The sequence below is a fragment of the Glycomyces sambucus genome, assembly GCF_900102815.1.
Lineage (GTDB): Bacteria > Actinomycetota > Actinomycetes > Mycobacteriales > Micromonosporaceae > Glycomyces > Glycomyces sambucus.
This window is the reverse complement of the sequence record NZ_FNGF01000002.1, coordinates 284,417-301,901: the sequence shown is the minus strand read 5'-3', so window position 1 is coordinate 301,901 and position 17,485 is coordinate 284,417. Positions and strand designations below refer to the sequence as shown.

Here is a 17,485-nt window from a genome sequence, read left to right as displayed (position 1 = left end):
TCCCGATCGAACCAGAAAGCATCCCCATGAGCTCTGCCAGCCCGCGCCCCCTCAAGCGCCGCAGCGTCATCGCGGCCGCGGCCGCCCTGCCCGCCGTCGGCGCCCTCGCGGCCTGCGGCGACGACGAGAACCCCGACGAGGCCGCCGCCGACGCCGACGCGGCCACCGCCAGCGGCACCATCCGCCTCGGCTACTTCGGGAACGTCACCCACGCCCCCGCCCTCGTCGGCCTCGAAGCCGGCGTCTTCGCCGACACCCTCCCCGAGGCCGTCACCATCGAGGAGACCGTCTTCAACGCCGGACCCTCCGCGATCGAGGCCCTGTTCGCCGACGCCATCGACATCTCCTACATCGGCCCCAACCCCGCCATCAACGGCTGGGCCCAGTCCGGCGGCGAAGCCCTCCACATCATCGCCGGCTCCACCTCCGGCGGCGCCGGCCTCGTCGTCAAACCCGAGATCACCGAGGTCGAGGACCTGCGCGGCAAGGCCCTCGCCACCCCGCAGCTCGGCAACACCCAGGACGTCGCGGCCCGCTACTGGCTCAAGGAGCAGGGCTTCGCCACCGACGAGAACGGCGGCGGCGACGTCTCGGTCACCCCCATCGACAACTCCGAGGTCGCCGCGGCCTTCGACGACGGCACCGTCCAGGCCGCCTGGGCCGTCGAACCGCGCTACTCCGACCTCCTGCTCAAGCACGGCGCCGTCGAGTTCCTCAACGAGCGCGAGCTGTGGGAGGGCGGCGAGTTCGTCACCACCCACATCATCGTCTCCAAGACCTTCCTCGACGAGCAGCCCGCCCTGGTGAAGGCGTTCCTCGAAGGGCACCTCGCCGCCCTCGACTACATCGCCGCCAACCCCGACGAGGCCCAGGTCAAATCGAACGACCGCATCGAGGCCCTGACCGACAAGCGCCTCGACGACGCCGTCATCGCCGCGGCCTTCGCCAACCTGAGCTTCACCGCCGACCCCATCGCCGCCTCCCTCCAGGGCAGCAAGGAGCACGCCGTCGAGATCGGACTCCTCGAAGAGGTCGACCTCACCGGCATCTACGCCCTCGACGCCCTCAACCAGGTCCTCGCCGACCGCGGCGACACCGAGGTCTCGGCAGGTGACCTGGCATGACCCGGGCCCGCACAGCCCAGTTCGCAGGCGCGGGCACGCGGGACGACGACACCGCCCGGGCCGAAGGCGCCGTGGTGCTGACCGACGTGGTCAAGCGCTACGGCCGCGGCCCGGGCGCCGTCACCGCCCTCGACGGCGTCTCCCTCACCGTCGCGCCCGGCAGCTTCACCTGCCTCCTCGGCGCCTCCGGCTGCGGCAAGAGCACCCTGCTCTCCCTCGTCGCCGGACTCGACGACATCTCCGGCGGCCGGATCGACCACGTCGACCAGCCCGTCGCCATGATGTTCCAGGAATCGGCGCTGTTCCCCTGGCTCACCGTCCAGGGCAACGTCGAGATCGCCCTGCGCGTGCGCGGCGTCGGTCGGGCTGAACGACGCCGACGCGCACTCGAACTCCTGGAGACCGTGCGGCTCACCGGGTTCGCCCACAAGCGGCCCCACGAGCTCTCCGGCGGCATGCGCCAGCGCGTGGCCCTCGCCAGGGCCCTCGCACAGGACGCCTCCGTGCTGCTCATGGACGAGCCGTTCGGCGCCCTCGACGCCATGACCCGCGACCTCCTCCACGACGAGCTCGAACGCATCTGGCGCGAGCGGCACCTCACGGTCCTGTTCGTGACGCACAACGTGCGCGAGGCCGTCCGCCTGGGCGACCGGGTGGTGCTGCTCAGCTCGCGCCCGGGCCGGGTCCTCAACGTGTACGACGTGGACCTGGAGCGGCCGCGGCGCATCGACTCGGCGCCGGTGGCGGCGCTGGCGGCCGAGATCACCGACGCGCTCCGGGAGGAGGTGGGCCGCCATGCCAACTGAGACCGTGAAGCCGGAGGCCGAGGACACGTCCCGGGACTGGGTGTCGGGGCTCGACGAGCTGGAGCGCACGCCGATCACCGAGACCCGGTGGGGCCGGTTCGCCTCGCGGCTGTGGGCGGGGACCTGGCCGAAGGTCCTGGCGCTGGTCCTGGTGATCGGGGCCTGGCAGCTGCTGTTCCTGAGCGAGTGGAAGGCCCCATGGGTCCTGCCGGCGCCGCTGACGGTGTGGGAGGACCTGGTCGCGTACGCCGCGACGCCCGACTACGGGCAGGCGATCCTCATCACGCTCCAGCGGGCCCTGACGGGGTTCGCGCTGTCGGTGGCGGTGGGGTCGGTGCTGGGGATCGCGGTGGCGCGGTTCAAGCCGCTGCGGGCGGCGATCGGGTCGCTCATCACCGGGCTCCAGACGATGCCGTCGATCATGTGGTTCCCGCTCGCGATCCTGCTGTTCAAGATCTCGGAGTCGGCGATCCTGTTCGTGGTGGTGCTCGGGGCGGTCCCGTCGATCGCGAACGGGATCATCTCGGGGATCGACTACGTGCCGCCGGCGTGGAAGCGGGTCGGGACGGTGCTGGGCATGAAGGGCTTCGGCCTGTACCGGCACGTGATCCTGCCCGCGACGCTGCCGTCGTTCGTGTCCGGGCTCAAGCAGGGGTGGGCGTTCGCGTGGCGCTCGCTCATGGCCGGGGAGCTGCTGGTGATCGTGGCCGGACAGGGCTCGATCGGCGCGCTCATGCAGGGCGCCAGGGAGTTCAACGACTCGGCGCGGGTGCTCACGTGGATCGTGACGGTCCTGGTGATCGGCATCCTGGTCGACACCGCGTTCAAGGCCGCCGACAACCGCATCCGCAAATCCTGGGGCCTGGCGGGCGACCGCTAGGAGGCAGACTCCCCCGCGCAGGGCGCTCGCACCTTCCCCTGCGCGGGGGACCCGCGCGTCCGCCACCGAGACCCCTCCACCGAAGCCCCGGGCCCGGGTCCCCGATCAGCTCGCGGGGACCCGGGCCCGGCTCGCCGCGAAGTGAACGGCGGCCGAAGGGACGGGGACGGTTGCGTGCGGCGGGGCCGCGGCGGTGGTTCCGGGCGCTCCGGGGCGGTTACGGTTGCGGCGGGCGCAAGGGGGCGCCGCGAATGCCAGAGCGAACGGAAGGCCCGCCGTGATCTACAACCTCTTCGACTCCGCCGCCGCCTACCGGCCGACCGAGGCCGAGCAGGCCGGGCCGGTGCCGCCGATCGAGGCGGTCCTGTTCGACTTCAGCAACACGATCTTCAAGCTCGTCGACGTCCCCACCTGGCTGGGCCGGATCGCCGCGGCGACCGGGCGGGCACTGGACGCCGAGGTCCTGGAGAAGACCGCCGAGCAGCTGTACGAGGCGTACCGGATCCCCGAGGTGGCCGCGGCCCAGATCGGGCGCGACGAGTCCGCCGCGCGGCACCGGACCGCGCTGCTCACCTGGTTCGCGCGCATCGACTACCTCCAGGGCATCGAGGACGCCGCGTACGAGTCGATCGCCGCCCCCGACGCGTGGGTGCCCTACCCCGACACCGAGCCGCTGCTGCGCGAGCTGCGCCGCCGCGGGATCAGGACCGGGATCGTCTCGGACTTCCCGTGGGACGTCGGCGTCCACATGGCGCACTTCGGGCTCGACGACCTCGTCGACGTGCGCGTCGTCTCCTACCAGTACGGGACCGAGAAGCCCGACCCCGTCCTGTTCCGCGCCGCGTGCGAACGGCTCGGCGTCGACCCGCGCGCGACCCTCATGGTCGGCGACAACCCCGCCAAGGACGGCGGCGCCGCGGCCTCGGGCCTGCGCGCCTACATCCTCCCGGGCGAGCCCCGCACCGGCGAGCGCGGCCTCGCGCACGTCCTCGGGTTCCTCGACTAGCCGGTCGCCCCGGACCCGCCCTTCGCCTTCGGCTTCGCGCGCAGGTGCGCGCGCTCGCCCTGGGACCCGAAGAGGCTGAGGAACTCCACCGACTCCTCCCCCGCCCGCCCGAACCAGTGCGGGGTCCGCGTGTCGAACTCCGCGGCCTCCCCGGGGCGCATCACGAAGCCGTGCTCCCCCAGGACGACCCGCAGCCGCCCGTTGAGCACGTACATCCACTCGTAGCCCTCGTGCGCCTGCGGGTCCGGCTCGCTCGGCTCCCCGGCCGGGATGATGAGCTTGTACGCCTGGATGCCGCCGGGCCGCCGCGTCAGCGGCAGGTGCACCATCCCGTGCCGCACGACCGGGCGCAGGTGGATGCGCGGATCGCCCGTCGGCGGCGCGTCGACCAGCTCGTCCAGGGTCACCCCGTGGGCCTTCGCGAGAGGCAGCAGCAGCTCCAGCGTGGGCCGGCGCGCCCCCGACTCCAGGCGCGAGAGCGTGCTCACCGAGATGCCCGTGGTCGCGGCCAGGTCCGCCAGCGTCGCCTCGCGCTCCTTTCGCAGCGCCCGCAGGCGCGGCCCCACCGCTTCGAGCGCCTTGTCCATGTCCATGCCCCCAGTTTGCCAGACCGGCAAGAAAGCTTGCCGGTTTCGCACCCGCGGATCTACGGTACGGGCAGGAGGTGGTCGAAGTGACCGATGAACTGAGGGACCGGTACGACGTCGTGGTGATCGGCGGCGGCGCGGCCGGACTGAACGGCGCGCTCATGCTCGGACGCGCCCGCAGGTCGGTGGCCGTCATCGACGCGGGCGAACCCAGGAACGCCCCCGCCGACGGCGTCCACGGCCTGCTCGGACGCGAGGGCGTCCCGCCGGGCGAACTCCTCGCCACCGGCCGAGACGAGGTCCGCGGCTACGGCGGGCACGTCGTCACCGGCCGGGTCGCCAAGGCGTACCGGCGGGACGAGTCGTTCGTCGTCGCCCTCGACGACGGCCGCGAAGTCGCCGCGAAGCGCCTGCTCGTCGCCGCCGGGATCGTCGACCGGCTCCCCGACATCCCCGGCCTCGCCGAACGCTGGGGCAAGGACGTCATGCACTGCCCGTACTGCCACGGCTGGGAGCACCGCGACCAGGCCATCGGCGTCATCGGCACCGGCCCCATGGCCGTCCACCAGGCGCTCCTGTTCCGGCAGTGGACCGCCGACCTCGTGTTCTTCACCCACACCGCGCCCGAGCTCACCGCCGACGAACGCGAGAAGTTCGCCGCCCGCGGCATCCGCGTCGAGGAGGGACCGATCGCCGCCGTCGAGGCCGACGGCGCCCGCATGGCCGACGGCCGCCTCGTCCCGCGCGAGGCGTTCGCCATCGCCACCCGCATGGAGGCCCGCGCCGGATTCCTCGCCGACCTCGGCCTGGAGGTCGCCGACCACCCGTCCGGCGCCGGCACCCACGTCCCCGCCGACGCCTTCGGCAAGACCGCCGTCCCCGGCGTCTGGGCCGCCGGCAACGTCACCGACCTCATGGCCCAGGTCGGACCCGCCGCGGTCGCCGGCGCCATGGCCGGCGCCCTCATCAACGCCGACCTGACCGAGGAGGAGACCGCCGCCGCGGTCGCCCTCCACCGACTCGGCAAGTGAACGACGGCGCGGCGGCCCCGAACCGGGGCCGCCGCGCCGTCACGTTGCGGGACGAGACCTGACCGTCACTCCGGCGCCGTATCGGCGTCGAGGAAGTCGCCGCCCGTCGGGTCCGCCGCCACCACCTCGACGGTCTCGATGACCTCCGCCGGCCCCTCGGTCGGATAGACGATGAACTCACCGGTGCTGACCATGTCGCGATCGCTCATGAAGGACCTCCCAGGGTTCCCTCCAATGTACAGCGACCACCCCGCGGCCAGGGGACGGCGAAGGCCCCGAAGCGCTCCCGCGCCCCGAGGCCCCCGGTCGGTCACTCGGCCCTGCGCTGCGGCGGCGCCGCACCGCCCGCCGCCAACCGCATCAGATCCGAACCCAGATCGATGTCCAGCTCCGTGCCGCCCGCCGAACCGTACTCGTGCTGGTACGACCGCCACGACTCCGACCGCACCTGCTCGGCGAACCCCGACTCCATCAGCAGCAGCAGCTCGATCGCCGCCCGCCCGATCCGCTCCCCCAGCTCCGAGGAGTTCCAGTCCTCCGTCGCCGCGAACACCGACGTCGGCACCGTCATCGTCCGCAAGTACGCGAACAACGACCGCATCTGCTCGTCCACCACCAGCGCATGCCGCGCCGTCCCCGCCGTCGCCGCCAGCACCACCGGCTTCGCGATCAGCAGGTCGTTGTCGAGCACATGGAAGAACGAACTGAACAGCCCGCTCGGCGCCGCCTTGTACACCGGCGCACTCGCCACGACCCCGTCCGCACGCCCCAGCACCTCGACCGCCCGCGTCATCTTCGGCCCCATCAACTGCGACACGATCGCCGTCGTGATCTCCGTGGCCAACTCGCGCAGGTCGATCACCTCGACCTCCACCGACACGCCCCGCTCCCGCGCCAGCGACCCCACCCGCGACGAGATCCGGTCCGCCAGCATCCGCGTCGACGACGGGTCGCTGGTGCCGGCGCTCACGACGGCGAGCCGGTACGGCTCCTTGGCGGTGCTCACAGCACGGCCTCCTCACTGCTCCGCTGCACCGGGGCCTTCCCCCCGGCCAGCTTGCGTCCGATCGCGCCCAACTGGCGCATCTCCTCATCGGTCAGCACGTCCGCCAGCGCGTGCGCCACGTCCACCGCGTGCCGGCCGCCGACCGCCCGCTGCGCCTCACGCCCCGCCGACGTCAGCCCCAGCCGCCGCCCGCGCCCGTCCTCGGGATCGGGCGTCCGCTCCACCAGACCGCGCTCGACCAGCCGCTCCACCAGCCGCGACAGCGCCGGCTGGCTCAGCAGCACCCCCCGGCCCAACTCGAACGGCCGCATCGGCCCCTCGTGCTTCGACAGGGTGTACAGCACGTCGTACTCGCGCATCGACACCTCGTCCCAGATCGGCTCCGCCGCGAACCGCTTCATCAGCGCCGCATGGGCCGTCAGGATCGACTCCCACGACTCGTTCGCGAGCCGCATCCGTGAGCGCGTCACCGGTCCTCCTAGAGCTCGGGGTACTCGGCCGCCGGGGCCGAGTCCTGGTAGGGCGAGGCGCCCGTGACGTTGTCGCCGCGGTTGGCGTTCGGCCGCGGCTGCCGCACCGGGCCCTCCCCGTACTTCGCCGCCACCAGGCCCGCGTGGGTCGGCGCCTCCGCCGACTCCGGGTCCCTGCGCGACGCCAGCTCCTTGCGCAGCACCGGCACGACCTCCCCGCCCAGCAGCTCCAACTGGTCCAGGACCATCCCGACCGGCATGCCCGCGTGGTCGATGAGGAACATCTGGCGCTGGTAGTCGCCGAACGCGTCGTGGAAGGTCAGGGTCTTGTCGATGACCTCCTGCGGGCTGCCCACGGTGAGCGGCGTGCCCTTGGTGAACTCCTCCAGGGTCGGGCCGTGGCCGTACACGGGCGCCTCGTCGAAGTACGGGCGGAACTCCTTGACCGCGTCCTGCGAGCGCTTGGCGATGTACGCCTGCCCGCCGACGCCCACGATCGCCTGCTTGCGCGTGCCGTGCCCGTAGTGCTCGAAGCGCTGGCGGTAGAAGTCGATGAGGCGCTTGGAGTGCGAAGTGGGCCAGAAGATGTGGTTGGCGAAGTAGCCGTTGCCGTAGAACGCGGCCTGCTCGGCGATCTCGGGCGTGCGGATGGAGCCGTGCCACACGAACGGCGGCGTGTCGTCGAGCGGGCGGGGCGTGGAGGTGAAGCCCTGGAGGGGCGTGCGGAACTGGCCCTCCCAGTCGACGACGTCCTCGCGCCACAGCTTGTGCAGGAGGTTGTAGTGCTCGAGCGCGAGGGGCAGGCCCTGGCGGATGTCCTGGCCGAACCACGGATAGACGGGGGCGGTGTTGCCGCGCCCGAGCATGAGGTCCATGCGGCCCTTGGACAGGTGCTGGAGCATCGCGTACTCCTCGGCGATGCGCACCGGGTCGTTGGTGGTGATGAGGGTGGTCGCGGTGGTGAGGATCAGCCGCTCGGTGAGGGCGGCGATGTGCGCGAGGAGGGTGGTCGGGGAGGAGGAGAAGAACGGCGGGTTGTGGTGCTCGCCGATGGCGAAGACGTCGAGGCCGACCTCTTCGGCCTTGACGGCGATCTTGAGGATCGCCTGGATCCGCTCGGCCTCGCTCGGGGTGGTTCCGGAGATCGGGTCGCGCGTGATGTCACTGACTGAGAAGATCCCGAACTGCATCGGATTTCCCTGCTCTCCCCGCCGCGGCGGGCTCGAAGTTGATGCGTTTGCATCTACCTTAACGGCAGGGTCCCGAGGAGTATTCCGATCCGGCGGGTCGAGGCGGGCCTCGCACGGTAGGGACCGGGCGGCGCATGCACACGCGAGGCCACCGGGCGATGCCGTGGGCGGCCTCGCGGTCGCGGATCGCGCGCAGGCCGGGGGTGAGCGCCGCCTCCTCGAGCGCGGCGAAGCCGAGGCGGGCGTAGTAGGGCGCGTTCCACGGGACCTCGGTGAACGTGGTCAGCGTGAGCGCGGCGAAGCCGGCCGCGGCGGCGCGGGACGCGGCGTGGTCGATGAGGGCGCGGCCGATGCCGAGGCGGGACCGGTCGGGGTGGACCGAGACCTGCTCGATGTGCAGGGCGCCGTCCACGGGCTCGGCGATGAGGTAGGCGACGGGCGTCCCGTCCTCTGCCGCGACCCAGGCCAGGCCGGTGCGGCGGTAGTCGTCGAGCTCCTTCAGGGTGAGCGGTTCGTCGTCGGCGACGGCGGCCATGCCGACGGTGCGGAAGCACTCGCCGGCGGCGCGCTCGATGTCCTGGAGGAGGGGCAGGTCGGCTTCGGCCACGGCCCTGATGCGCATGTGGTCAGTGTGCGCCGGCCGGGCCCGGCGGGCAACCCGGATCCGCGCACGGCAGCTCCGCGGCCAGGCGCGCGGCCTGGGCGGCGGCCCGCTCGTAGGCGGCGAGGACGTGCGCGGCGAGGTCGACCTCCCGCATGCCGCGGCTCGCGGGCCCGAAGCCGACGCCGACGACGGCCCCGGCGAGGTCCACGGTCACATGGGCCTCGCCGCCGTCGGAGGCGGCGCGCACGGTGGCGCGGCCGATCATCGCGCCGGCGCTCGCTCGGCGGGGGTGTTCGGCGATGTCCATGGCGGTCCTCCGGTGGGTGCGGTCGCGGGGCGCCTGAAGCGTAGGCACCGCTGCGCCCGCGCGGCCGTCGCCGTCGCATCAGGATCGCGGCCGGGCCCGTCAGAATCGCGTCACCGGTACTCCGGGAGCGGGTCGGCGATCCCCCAGCCCCCGGCGACGAGCGCGTCGACCGCGCGCACCGCCTGGTCGAGCCGGTCCTCATGGGGGCCTTGGAGTTTCACGTACCGGCGGCCGGTGCGCTCGAGTTCGGCCTGGAAGCGGGCGGTCATCCAGGGGCGCAGGTGCTCGCCGTCGCGCAGGCCGTCGTCCTCGAACGGGACGCCCTCGTGGTCGGTGAGCAGGTACAGGTGGTGGCGCAGCGCGTCGGCGTGCGGGTCGACCGCGGGGTTGCGGCCGCCGATGTAGCGCTCGTGCCAGACCGCGGTCGCGAAGGCGTCGGTGTCGCAGAACAGGACGGGCCCGCCCGCGCGGGCCGCGGCCTCCTCCAGGGCGTTCTGGCGCGCGGCGATGCGCGGGAAGTCGGCGGTGTCGAACCTGACGTCGGCCCACGCCGCCCCGGGCCGCACGGCTCGCAGTGCCGCCAGCTTCTCCTCGCTGAACGTGCGGCCGTACTCGGGGACGCAGCGCGTCTGGGCCCAGGCGCCGCCGCGGGCCGCGTAGACCTGCGCCAGCGCCTCGGCGATCGTCGTGGTCCCGGAGGACTCGGCGCCGAGCGCGACCACGCGCATGGCGAGGCCCGCGCGCACGGGCCCTTCGAGGAAGTGCCAGTTCCCGGCCGGGTCGGCGCGGACCTTCGTGCCCGACACCGGGAAGCGCGTCCGGTCGAGGTCGACCTCGACGTGCCGCGCGCCGAGGCGGCGCGCGAGTTCGGGCCCGTACGGCTCGGAGGTGAAGAGCGCGTCGATCCGCTCGGGGACGGCGGCCTGGAAGATGTCGACGTGGGCCTGCCAGACCGCCTCGTCGTGGAGGTCCATGTGGACGTCGTCGACGGTGCCGATGACCCGCGCCTCCGGGTGGGCCTCCTGGAGCCACGCGACCCGGTCGGCGAGGGGGATGGACTCGACGGTGGCGTGGCTGACCAGGACCGTCAGCCGCTCGCACCCGGCGAGGGCGGAGCGGACGAGGTGGTGGTGGCCGGCGTGGGGCGGGTAGAACTTGCCGAGGACCAGGCCGTGCTCGGGGAGGCTCACGCGGCGGCCTCCGCGACCGGGCGGGCGGTGAGGTCCCGGCGCCAGTTGCGCAGGCCGAGCACGCACAGCGCGAGGAACCCGATATAGAGGATCGACGTCAGGTACAGGCCCTTCGACGCGTACAGCGGGATGTACACGAGGTCGGCGGCGATCCACAGCCACCACGATTCGACGCGTTTGCGGGTCTGGCCGTAGGTGGCCATGAGCGAGAGCACGGTGGTGAGGGCGTCCCAGAAGGGGACGGTGGAGTCGGTGGCGCGGTCGAGCAGGATCGCGATGGCCGCGAGCGCGGCGAGGCCGGCGCCGACGAGGGCGGTCCACTCGGTGCGGCCGGTGCGCGAGACGGGCAGCGTGTCGTCGGCGGGGCCGCCGCCGCGGACCCAGTTCCACCAGCCGTACGCGCCGAGGGCGATGAAGACGAGCTGGAGCCCCGCGTCGGCGTACAGGCCCCACTGGGTGAACAGGACGATGAACATGAGGCAGTTGAAGATGCCGATGCCCCAGTTGGCGATGTGCTGGCGGGCGACCAGCCACACGCAGAGGGCGCCGGACGCGAAGCCGAGGACCTCGATGAGGGTCGTCGGCACGCCGAAGGCGTTGAACAGGACGGGATTGGGCACGGCGTCGAACATCCGGGGTCCTTTCGAAGGGCGGTCCGGATGACGACTCTACGTCGGTGCGTCCTTCGGCCCCGATGTGGCTTGCATCGGGGCCGATATACCTCTTTATGCCGGTTCGCGTTCGCCCGCGGTGACCGCGACGGTGAGGCGGTTCGGGCCCGGCGGGAGCGGGCAGGTGCCGAACTCGGTGAAGGCGCACGGCATGTTCATCGACCGGTTGAAGTCGAGCGCCACCGTGCCGTCCGCCGCGGGCGCGGCGGTGGTGAGCTGGCGGAACGAGGCGGTGGTGTCGCCGTTGGTCGGGTCGCGGAACAGCAGCCACAGGCGGCCGTTCCCGGCGTCGGCGGCCACGAGCTCCTGGGTCTCGCCCGCGAGGTCGAAGCGGACGGTGCCGAGGGCGTCGAGCGACTGGTCGACCCCCGCGCGGACCGAGCCGACCTCGACCCGGTCCGGGTCGGCGGTGAAATCGCCGGTGACGACCCACGCCGGGTCGGGGTCGTAGGCGGGCACCCCGGTGAAGCCGGTGCGCGTGGGCGCCTGCGGGTCGCGGACGCGCACGGCGTGTCGGCCACCGCGCGGGGCGAGTTCGAGGCGCTTGTCGCCGTAGTCGATCCAGGCCACGCCCGCCGGGGTCTTGAATTCGGCAGTGCCCTCGACCGGGGCGCCGTCGGCGATGAGCCGGTCGGCCGCCGCGGCGGTCACGGTGACGGCGTCACCGTCGGAGCTCCAGAGTCCGGGCAGGCCGTCGAGGCGGGCCGGGTCGCCGTCGAGCCAGTGGAACGCGGTGAGGCTGAGCCAGCCGTGGGGCTCGGCCAGCGCGGCCTCGCGCCTCGCGTGCCAGGCCCGCCAGTCGCGGGTGAAGTCGTCGGTCACGTCGTCCTCCTCGGTGTCGTCGGCTGCCGGGAGGTTCAAGGCCGGGGGCGGGCTTGGAAATTCCCGGCGCTCGGCACCGCGTCCTTGACCGTGCCGCCTCGACCGTGCCGCTCCGACCGTGCCGCCCAGACCGTGCCGCCCCAGCGACCGCCGCTCTTGACGCCGCGCTCTTGACAAGGTGGCGCCGGAACCCGGTAGAGTGAGACGACTTTACCGATAAACACACCACTCACCCGGAAGGCTCCGATGAGCAGCACCGTCAACGCCGTGGTCAACCTCGACCTCGAAGGCCCCGTCATCAACCGCCACGTCTACGGCCACTTCGCCGAGCACCTGGGCCGCTGCATCTACGGCGGCTTCTACGTGGGCGAGGACTCCGACATCCCGAACGAGGGCGGCATCCGCCTCGACGTGGTCGAGGCCCTGCGCGCCCTCGACATCCCCAACCTGCGCTGGCCCGGCGGCTGCTTCGCCGACGAGTACCACTGGCGGGACGGCATCGGCCCCAAGGAGGACCGGCCCGTCATGGTGAACACCCACTGGGGCGGGGTCGAGGAGAACAACCACTTCGGCACCCACGAGTTCATGGCCCTGTGCGAGCTGCTGGGCACCGAGCCCTACATCTCCGGGAACGTCGGCTCCGGCACCGTCCAGGAGATGAGCGAGTGGGTCGAGTACCTCACCCGCGACGGCGACTCCCCCGCGGTCCGCGAGCGCAAGGCCAACGGCCGCGAGGAGCCGTGGAGCGTCAAGTACTGGGGCCTGGGCAACGAGACCTGGGGCTGCGGCGGCAACATGACAGCCGAGCAGTACGCCCTGGAGGCCCGCCGCTACGCGACCTACTGCCGCGACTACGGCGACAACAAGCTCTACCGCATCGCCGCCGGCGCCTCGGACTTCAGCTACGGGTGGACCGAGACGCTCATGAAGCAGCTCTCCCACCTCGGCTGCCAACGCGTCGAGCGCCCGCTGTACCAGGCGGTCTCGGTGCACTACTACACCGTGGCGGGCACCTGGGCCGACAAGGGCTCGGCCACCGAGTTCACCGACGCCGAGTACTACACGACGATGGCGAAGGCCGCGCGCACCGACGAGCTGCTGACCGGCCACGCCAACGTCATGGACCTGTACGACCCGAAGAAGGAGATCGGGATCGTGCTCGACGAGTGGGGCACGTGGTGGAACGTGGAGCCGGGCACCAACCCCGGGTTCCTGTACCAGCAGAACACGATGCGCGACGCGCTCGTGGCGAGCCTCCACTTCGACATCTTCCACCGGCACGCCGACCGCCTGGTGATGGCGAACATCGCGCAGACGGTGAACGTGCTCCAGGCGATGATCCTCACCGACCCCGACTCGGGCGCGCTGGTGCTCACGCCGACGTACCACGTGTTCCGGATGAACAAGGGCCACCAGGACGCCGCGAGCCTCCAGGTGCACGTCGTGGGCGGCGCGCCGGTGAAGGACGTGGACGGCGCCGAGCTGGCGACGGTGTCGGTCTCGGCCTCCCGCAAGGACGGCCGCCTGCTGGTGTCGCTGTCGAACCTGGACGCGGGCGAGGCCGCCGACGTCGAGATCGACCTGCGCGGCGGTGTCGTGGCCGGACTGGAGTCGGAGATCCTCACCGCGGGTACCCTCCACTCGCACAACACCCCCGAGGCGCCCGAGGCCGTCGCCCCGCGGGCGCACGACGGGGCGCGGATCGAGGGCGGCCGACTGCTCGTCCACCTGCCCGCGCACTCGTTCGTGACCGTGGCCGGGGACGTGGCGTAGTCGGACGCTCGCACTAGGGTGAGAACATAGGAGGATCGTCGGATCCCGAAAGGCGGTACCCGAGATGGTGACGATGAGCGACGTGGCGCGCCTGGCCGGCGTGTCGAAGATGACCGTGTCCAACGTGGTCAACAACCGGGCCGGGGTCTCCGAGCCCGTCCGGCTGCGCGTCCTCGATGCGATCCAGCAGTCCGGGTACCGCCTGAACGTCAACGCGCGCACGCTGAAGGCGGGGCGCACAGGGGTGATCGGCCTGGCGGTGCCCGGCGTGGACCAGGCGTACTTCGGGATGCTCGGGGCCCTGGTGATCGACGCGGCGCGCGCCCGCGGGTTCCATGTGGCGATCGAGCAGACCGGCGGGAGCGACACCGGCGAGGTCGAGGCGGTCGCGCAGTCGCACAAGCTCCAGTTCGACGGGCTGATCCTGAGCGCGGTGGTCCTCGACCCGCGCGACCAGGGGCACTCGTGGGGCGACTTCCCGATCGTGATGCTCGGCGAGCGCGACTTCGGGGCGAGCATCGACCATGTCGGGATGGCGAACGAGGCGGGCTCGCGGGCGGCCACCGAGCATCTGATCGCGCAGGGCTGCACCAGGATCGCGAACGTGACCGGGTGGAGCCTGGAGGGCGTGCACGTGGTCTCGCGGCGCCATCAGGGCTATGTGGACGGCCTGGCGGCGAACGGCCTCGAACTGGACACCTCGCTGGTGGCGCTGTCGGGGATGTCCATGGAGGACGGCCGGCGGGCGGTGCGGCGCCTGCACGCGTCCGGGGTGCCGTTCGACGGCGTGGTGGCGGTGACCGACACGGTGGCGATGGGCGTGGTGCGGGGCCTGGCGGACGTGGGGCTGCGGGTCCCCGAGGACGTGCGGGTCATCGGCTTCGACGACATCCCCGAGTCGGCGTACACGACCCCGACCCTGTCGTCGGTGTCCCCCGACCACCGCTGGATGGCCGAGAAGGCGGTCGCCCTCATCGCCGCCCGCATGGAGCACCCCTCGCGTCCTCCCGAGGAGCACACGGCCCCGTTCGAGCTGAAGGTCCGCGAGTCGACCCGCTAGGCGGACGCGGATCGGCCCGGCGCTCTCGCGCCGGGCCGTTCCGCTCGCTAGGGGTTTAGGTGAGCGATCCGGTGACGTTGCCGCCGGACTCGGTGACGTAGTAGGTCACCGTGCGGCCGCTCCAGAAGTGGAACGTCAGGGTGACCTTCTGGCCGTCGTTGACCTCGGACCAGAACGCGGTCGGCAGTGTGACGGTGCCGGCCGTGTAGTCGGGGTTGAACGCGCGGCCGAACTCCTTGTAGCTGGTCCAGTTCTGCGGGCCGGCGGGGGTGCCGTCGGCGTACTTGGCTTCCATGGTGGCGAGCTGGTCGCCCTTGAACTGGGTGGGGATCGCGAAGGTCGCCGCGGCCCCGGTGGCCGCCGACATCGTCGGCTGGTCGTAGGAGATGACGCTGATGCGCCACGGCGCGCCTTGCGAGAAGACCGCGTGGACGCTGCCCCTGACGCCGTAGGAGCGGTCGCCGAGGAGCGTGGTCAGCCTGCTGGCCTTGATGGTGAGCGTCGATCCGGAGACGGTGTAGTCGGTGCCCTGGACGAGGTTGGTCGAGCCGACCCGCAGGCCCTGGAACGTGGTGCCGTTCAGGTTGAGGGTGACCGACACGTCCGCCACGGTGGCGGTGCGGCCGACGTAGACCTGGTCGGTGGACGCGGTGCCCGAGCGGGTGGTCCAGGCGGCCTTCATGGCGGTGAAGAGCTCGGGGTCCTTCCACGTGAACGCGGTCCGGTCGAAGTGCTGGCCGTTGTCCCACAGCTGGAGCGTGATGCCCTTCTGGCGGGCGTAGTACCCGGCGTACTCGAAGAACTTGAGCTTCTCGCCCTGCTCGACGGTGCCGGTGTGGGCGTCGAAGCCGAGGAGGCCGTACTCCCCCACCAGGACCGGGATGCCGTTGGCGACGAACTCGTTGTAGGCGCGGTCGAAGTAGCCCTCCAGGTCGGCGCGGACCTCGTCGTTGAACTTCGTGTACCCGGCGATGTTGACGCTGAAGGGCCAGAAGCCGTAGTAGTGGATCGTGGCGGCGATGTTGGGGTCGTCCAGGGCGTCGATGGTGGCACTGAGGGCGTCGAGGCGGCCCTGGTCGGCGTTGGTGTGGAGGGTCGGCAGGACCAGGACGCGGTCGGCGTTGCCGCCGCCGGAGGCGCGGACGATCGAGTGGAACGAGGTGTTCAGGTCGTCCAGGAGCGCGTACGCGGTGGTGTCGTCGACGTTGTTGAACTGCGGCTCGTTGACGCTCTCGAACAGCAGCTCGGGCGGGGCGTCGCGGAAGCGGGCGGCCAGCGCGGTCCAGATGGCCTCGTAGCGGTCCTCGACCACGGTCCGGTTGGCGTTCATGTCCGCCATCCAGATCCACGAGTCGTGGTGGATGTTGATGAGGACGTACAGGTCGGCGTCGAGCGCCCACCCGACGACCTCCTCGACCCGGTCGAGGTAGGCGTCCTCCACGGCGTACGGCGCGGACTTGGACTGGTGGTTGTCCCACGTGACGGGGATGCGGATGCTGTTGTAGCCCTGGGCGGCCACGTTGTCGATGAGCGCCTCGGTGATGCGCGGGTTGCCCCAGGCGGTCTCGTCGGCGCCGACGGCGTCGAGGGAGTTGCCGAGGTTCCAGCCCGGCTGCATCGCCTGGACGGTCTCCATGGCGTCGGCGCCGCCGGTGGGCGGCGGGGTGGTGGTGGGCGGGGTGCTGGGCTCGCCGACGGTGCCGGTGCACACGGCGCCGTTGAGGCTGAACGAGGCCGGGGTGCCGTTCGTGCCGGACCAGGAGCCGTTGAAGCCGAAGGAGACCGAGCCGTTGGTGGGGATGGACCCGTTGTAGCTCATGTTCCTGGCGGTGACGGTGTCGCCGGAGTTGGTGGTGGTCGCGTTCCACGCCTGGGTGACCCGCTGCCCGTTCGGGAAGGTCCACACCAGGTTCCAGCTGCTCACGGCGGTGCCGAGGTTGGTGATCTTCACGTCGCCGGTGAAGCCGCCGCCCCACTGGCTCGCGATCTTGTAGTCCACTTTGCAGCCCTCGGCCGCGTACGCGGCGGAGGGGGCGAGGATGCCGAGCCCGGCGGCCAGGACGGCGAGGGCGGTTACCGCCAGCGCCATCCACTTGCGGGTTCGTCGCTTGACGCCTTGCATGGTGCTCCTTCTGTCCGCGTCGTGCCGGGGAGGACGCGGGGCCGCGGGAACCCATCGAGAATCCTCGATGCCAAGACTAAGTTGTGAGACTAAACTTTGTCAATCGCTCCCAAGGCGCGGATCGCAACAGCGCGCCCAGGAAGGGTTCACAGGAGGGCCTGGACGAACTCGTACGCGAGCCAGGCGGCGAAGACGAGGAGGATCAGCCCGGAGGCGCGGTCGAACCACACGTGGCGCTCCTTCGTCATGGCGCCGCGCAGGCCGGTGGCGGCGCCGGCGAGGAGCAGGAACCAGGCCCAGGAGGCGGTGACGGCCCCGGCGGCGAAGACGGTGCGCGAGGCTGCGGCCTGGGCGGCGATCGCGGCGCCGAGGACGCCGACGGTGTCGAGGATGGCGTGGGGGTTGAGCAGCGAGACCGCGGCGGTGCGGCGGAGCGTGCGCAGCGGGGACCAGGAGCCCGCCTCGTCCTCGATCGCGGCGGGCTTGGCGCGCAGGGACTTCACCCCGAGGTAGGTGAGGAACGCGGCCCCGGCGGCGAGCATGGCGGGGCGCAGGCCGGGCACGGAGTCCAGGAGCGCGGAGGCGCCGGTCGCGCCGAGGACGATGAGGAGCGTGTCGCACAGGCCCGCACCGGCGACGGCCCACAGCGCCCTCGGCATGCCGAGGGCGACGCCCTGGCCGAACACGAAGACGTTCTGGGCGCCGATGGGCACGATGAGCGCGAAGCCGAGCGCGAGTCCGGCGAGGTAGGCGGCGGTCACGGGCGGGCGGGGGTCGTGGGCATCCGCAGATTCTAACGGGACGGCGCGGCCGGGAGGCCGAATCCATGTGCCGCA

19 protein-coding genes are annotated in these 17,485 nt (G+C 72.0%); 7 read left to right on the top strand and 12 right to left on the bottom strand.

The annotated features are described in order from the left end of the window. The first annotated feature begins 26 nt into the window (after positions 1 to 26). The 4 genes from BLS99_RS06540 (at position 27) to BLS99_RS06525 (ending at position 3,816) form a co-directional block, all read left to right on the top strand. The gene (locus BLS99_RS06540; protein WP_091045666.1) at positions 27 to 1,124 is read left to right on the top strand and encodes an ABC transporter substrate-binding protein; all 1,098 of its coding nucleotides are present in this window, start codon (positions 27 to 29) and stop codon (positions 1,122 to 1,124) included. Then, the gene (locus BLS99_RS06535; RefSeq protein ID WP_091045663.1) at positions 1,121 to 1,930 is read left to right on the top strand and encodes an ABC transporter ATP-binding protein; all 810 of its coding nucleotides are present in this window, start codon (positions 1,121 to 1,123) and stop codon (positions 1,928 to 1,930) included. Before BLS99_RS06540 ends, BLS99_RS06535 begins: the two co-directional genes overlap by 4 nt. After that, positions 1,920 to 2,810, top strand: coding sequence for an ABC transporter permease (locus BLS99_RS06530; protein ID WP_091045660.1), 891 nt, complete (start codon positions 1,920 to 1,922; stop codon positions 2,808 to 2,810). The genes BLS99_RS06535 and BLS99_RS06530 overlap by 11 nt, the downstream gene beginning before the upstream one ends. Positions 2,811 to 3,087: 277 nt before the next feature. After that, on the top strand, positions 3,088 to 3,816 hold the full coding sequence (locus BLS99_RS06525; RefSeq protein WP_091045658.1) for an HAD family hydrolase: 729 nt from the start codon (positions 3,088 to 3,090) through the stop codon (positions 3,814 to 3,816). On the opposite strand, the gene BLS99_RS06520 is transcribed toward BLS99_RS06525, so the two are convergent. Then, positions 3,813 to 4,409, bottom strand: a complete 597-nt coding sequence (locus BLS99_RS06520; RefSeq protein ID WP_091045655.1) for a helix-turn-helix domain-containing protein — start codon at positions 4,407 to 4,409, stop codon at positions 3,813 to 3,815. The genes BLS99_RS06525 and BLS99_RS06520 overlap by 4 nt on opposite strands. Before the next feature lie 80 nt (positions 4,410 to 4,489). On the opposite strand from BLS99_RS06520, the gene BLS99_RS06515 reads away from it, so the two are divergent. After that, positions 4,490 to 5,434 carry an NAD(P)/FAD-dependent oxidoreductase gene (locus BLS99_RS06515; RefSeq protein ID WP_091045652.1) on the top strand — a complete coding sequence of 315 codons (945 nt, stop codon included), beginning with the start codon at positions 4,490 to 4,492 and terminating at the stop codon, positions 5,432 to 5,434. Between the two features lie 65 nt (positions 5,435 to 5,499). Here the strand turns inward: BLS99_RS06515 and BLS99_RS26065 are convergent, their stop codons facing one another. The 9 genes from BLS99_RS26065 to BLS99_RS06475 form a co-directional block, all read right to left on the bottom strand. Next, positions 5,500 to 5,643 carry a hypothetical protein gene (locus BLS99_RS26065; protein ID WP_176953233.1) on the bottom strand — a complete coding sequence of 48 codons (144 nt, stop codon included), beginning with the start codon at positions 5,641 to 5,643 and terminating at the stop codon, positions 5,500 to 5,502. Between the two features lie 101 nt (positions 5,644 to 5,744). Further along, positions 5,745 to 6,440: a CE1759 family FMN reductase gene (locus BLS99_RS06510; RefSeq protein ID WP_091045648.1), complete on the bottom strand. Its 696-nt coding sequence runs from the start codon at positions 6,438 to 6,440 to the stop codon at positions 5,745 to 5,747. After that, a complete protein-coding gene (locus tag BLS99_RS06505; protein ID WP_218126319.1) occupies positions 6,437 to 6,910 on the bottom strand; it encodes a MarR family winged helix-turn-helix transcriptional regulator in 474 nt (157 codons plus the stop codon). Before BLS99_RS06505 ends, BLS99_RS06510 begins: the two co-directional genes overlap by 4 nt. An 8-nt stretch (positions 6,911 to 6,918) precedes the next feature. Beyond that, positions 6,919 to 8,100, bottom strand: a complete 1,182-nt coding sequence (locus BLS99_RS06500) for an LLM class flavin-dependent oxidoreductase (RefSeq protein ID WP_091045640.1) — start codon at positions 8,098 to 8,100, stop codon at positions 6,919 to 6,921. A gap of 58 nt (positions 8,101 to 8,158) precedes the next feature. Beyond that, complete coding sequence (locus tag BLS99_RS06495) at positions 8,159 to 8,722, bottom strand: GNAT family N-acetyltransferase (RefSeq protein ID WP_091045636.1); 564 nt, start codon at positions 8,720 to 8,722, stop codon at positions 8,159 to 8,161. Between the two features lie 4 nt (positions 8,723 to 8,726). Continuing rightward, positions 8,727 to 9,011, bottom strand: a complete 285-nt coding sequence (locus BLS99_RS06490; RefSeq protein WP_091045633.1) for a hypothetical protein — start codon at positions 9,009 to 9,011, stop codon at positions 8,727 to 8,729. 110 nt (positions 9,012 to 9,121) lie between these two features. Then, positions 9,122 to 10,201: an AAA family ATPase gene (locus BLS99_RS06485; protein ID WP_091045629.1), complete on the bottom strand. Its 1,080-nt coding sequence runs from the start codon at positions 10,199 to 10,201 to the stop codon at positions 9,122 to 9,124. Next, positions 10,198 to 10,833, bottom strand: coding sequence for a nicotinamide riboside transporter PnuC (gene pnuC / locus BLS99_RS06480; RefSeq protein WP_091045626.1), 636 nt, complete (start codon positions 10,831 to 10,833; stop codon positions 10,198 to 10,200). The genes BLS99_RS06485 and pnuC overlap by 4 nt, the downstream gene beginning before the upstream one ends. 93 nt (positions 10,834 to 10,926) lie before the next feature. Next, positions 10,927 to 11,694: a DUF1684 domain-containing protein gene (locus tag BLS99_RS06475; RefSeq protein ID WP_091047728.1), complete on the bottom strand. Its 768-nt coding sequence runs from the start codon at positions 11,692 to 11,694 to the stop codon at positions 10,927 to 10,929. Between the two features lie 246 nt (positions 11,695 to 11,940). On the opposite strand from BLS99_RS06475, the gene BLS99_RS06470 reads away from it, so the two are divergent. Both BLS99_RS06470 and BLS99_RS06465 read left to right on the top strand, forming a co-directional pair. Beyond that, a complete protein-coding gene (locus BLS99_RS06470) occupies positions 11,941 to 13,467 on the top strand; it encodes an alpha-N-arabinofuranosidase (RefSeq protein WP_091045622.1) in 1,527 nt (508 codons plus the stop codon). Positions 13,468 to 13,540: 73 nt separating this feature from the next. Further along, the gene (locus BLS99_RS06465) at positions 13,541 to 14,527 is read left to right on the top strand and encodes a LacI family DNA-binding transcriptional regulator (protein ID WP_218126318.1); all 987 of its coding nucleotides are present in this window, start codon (positions 13,541 to 13,543) and stop codon (positions 14,525 to 14,527) included. A 55-nt stretch (positions 14,528 to 14,582) separates the two neighbouring features. On the opposite strand, the gene BLS99_RS06460 is transcribed toward BLS99_RS06465, so the two are convergent. Both BLS99_RS06460 and BLS99_RS06455 read right to left on the bottom strand, forming a co-directional pair. Further along, on the bottom strand, positions 14,583 to 16,649 hold the full coding sequence (locus tag BLS99_RS06460) for a cellulase family glycosylhydrolase (RefSeq protein ID WP_091045614.1): 2,067 nt from the start codon (positions 16,647 to 16,649) through the stop codon (positions 14,583 to 14,585). Between the two features lie 146 nt (positions 16,650 to 16,795). After that, entirely contained in the window at positions 16,796 to 17,410 is a 615-nt protein-coding gene (locus BLS99_RS06455; protein ID WP_091045611.1) for a LysE/ArgO family amino acid transporter, read from the bottom strand. Positions 17,411 to 17,485 lie beyond the last annotated feature (75 nt).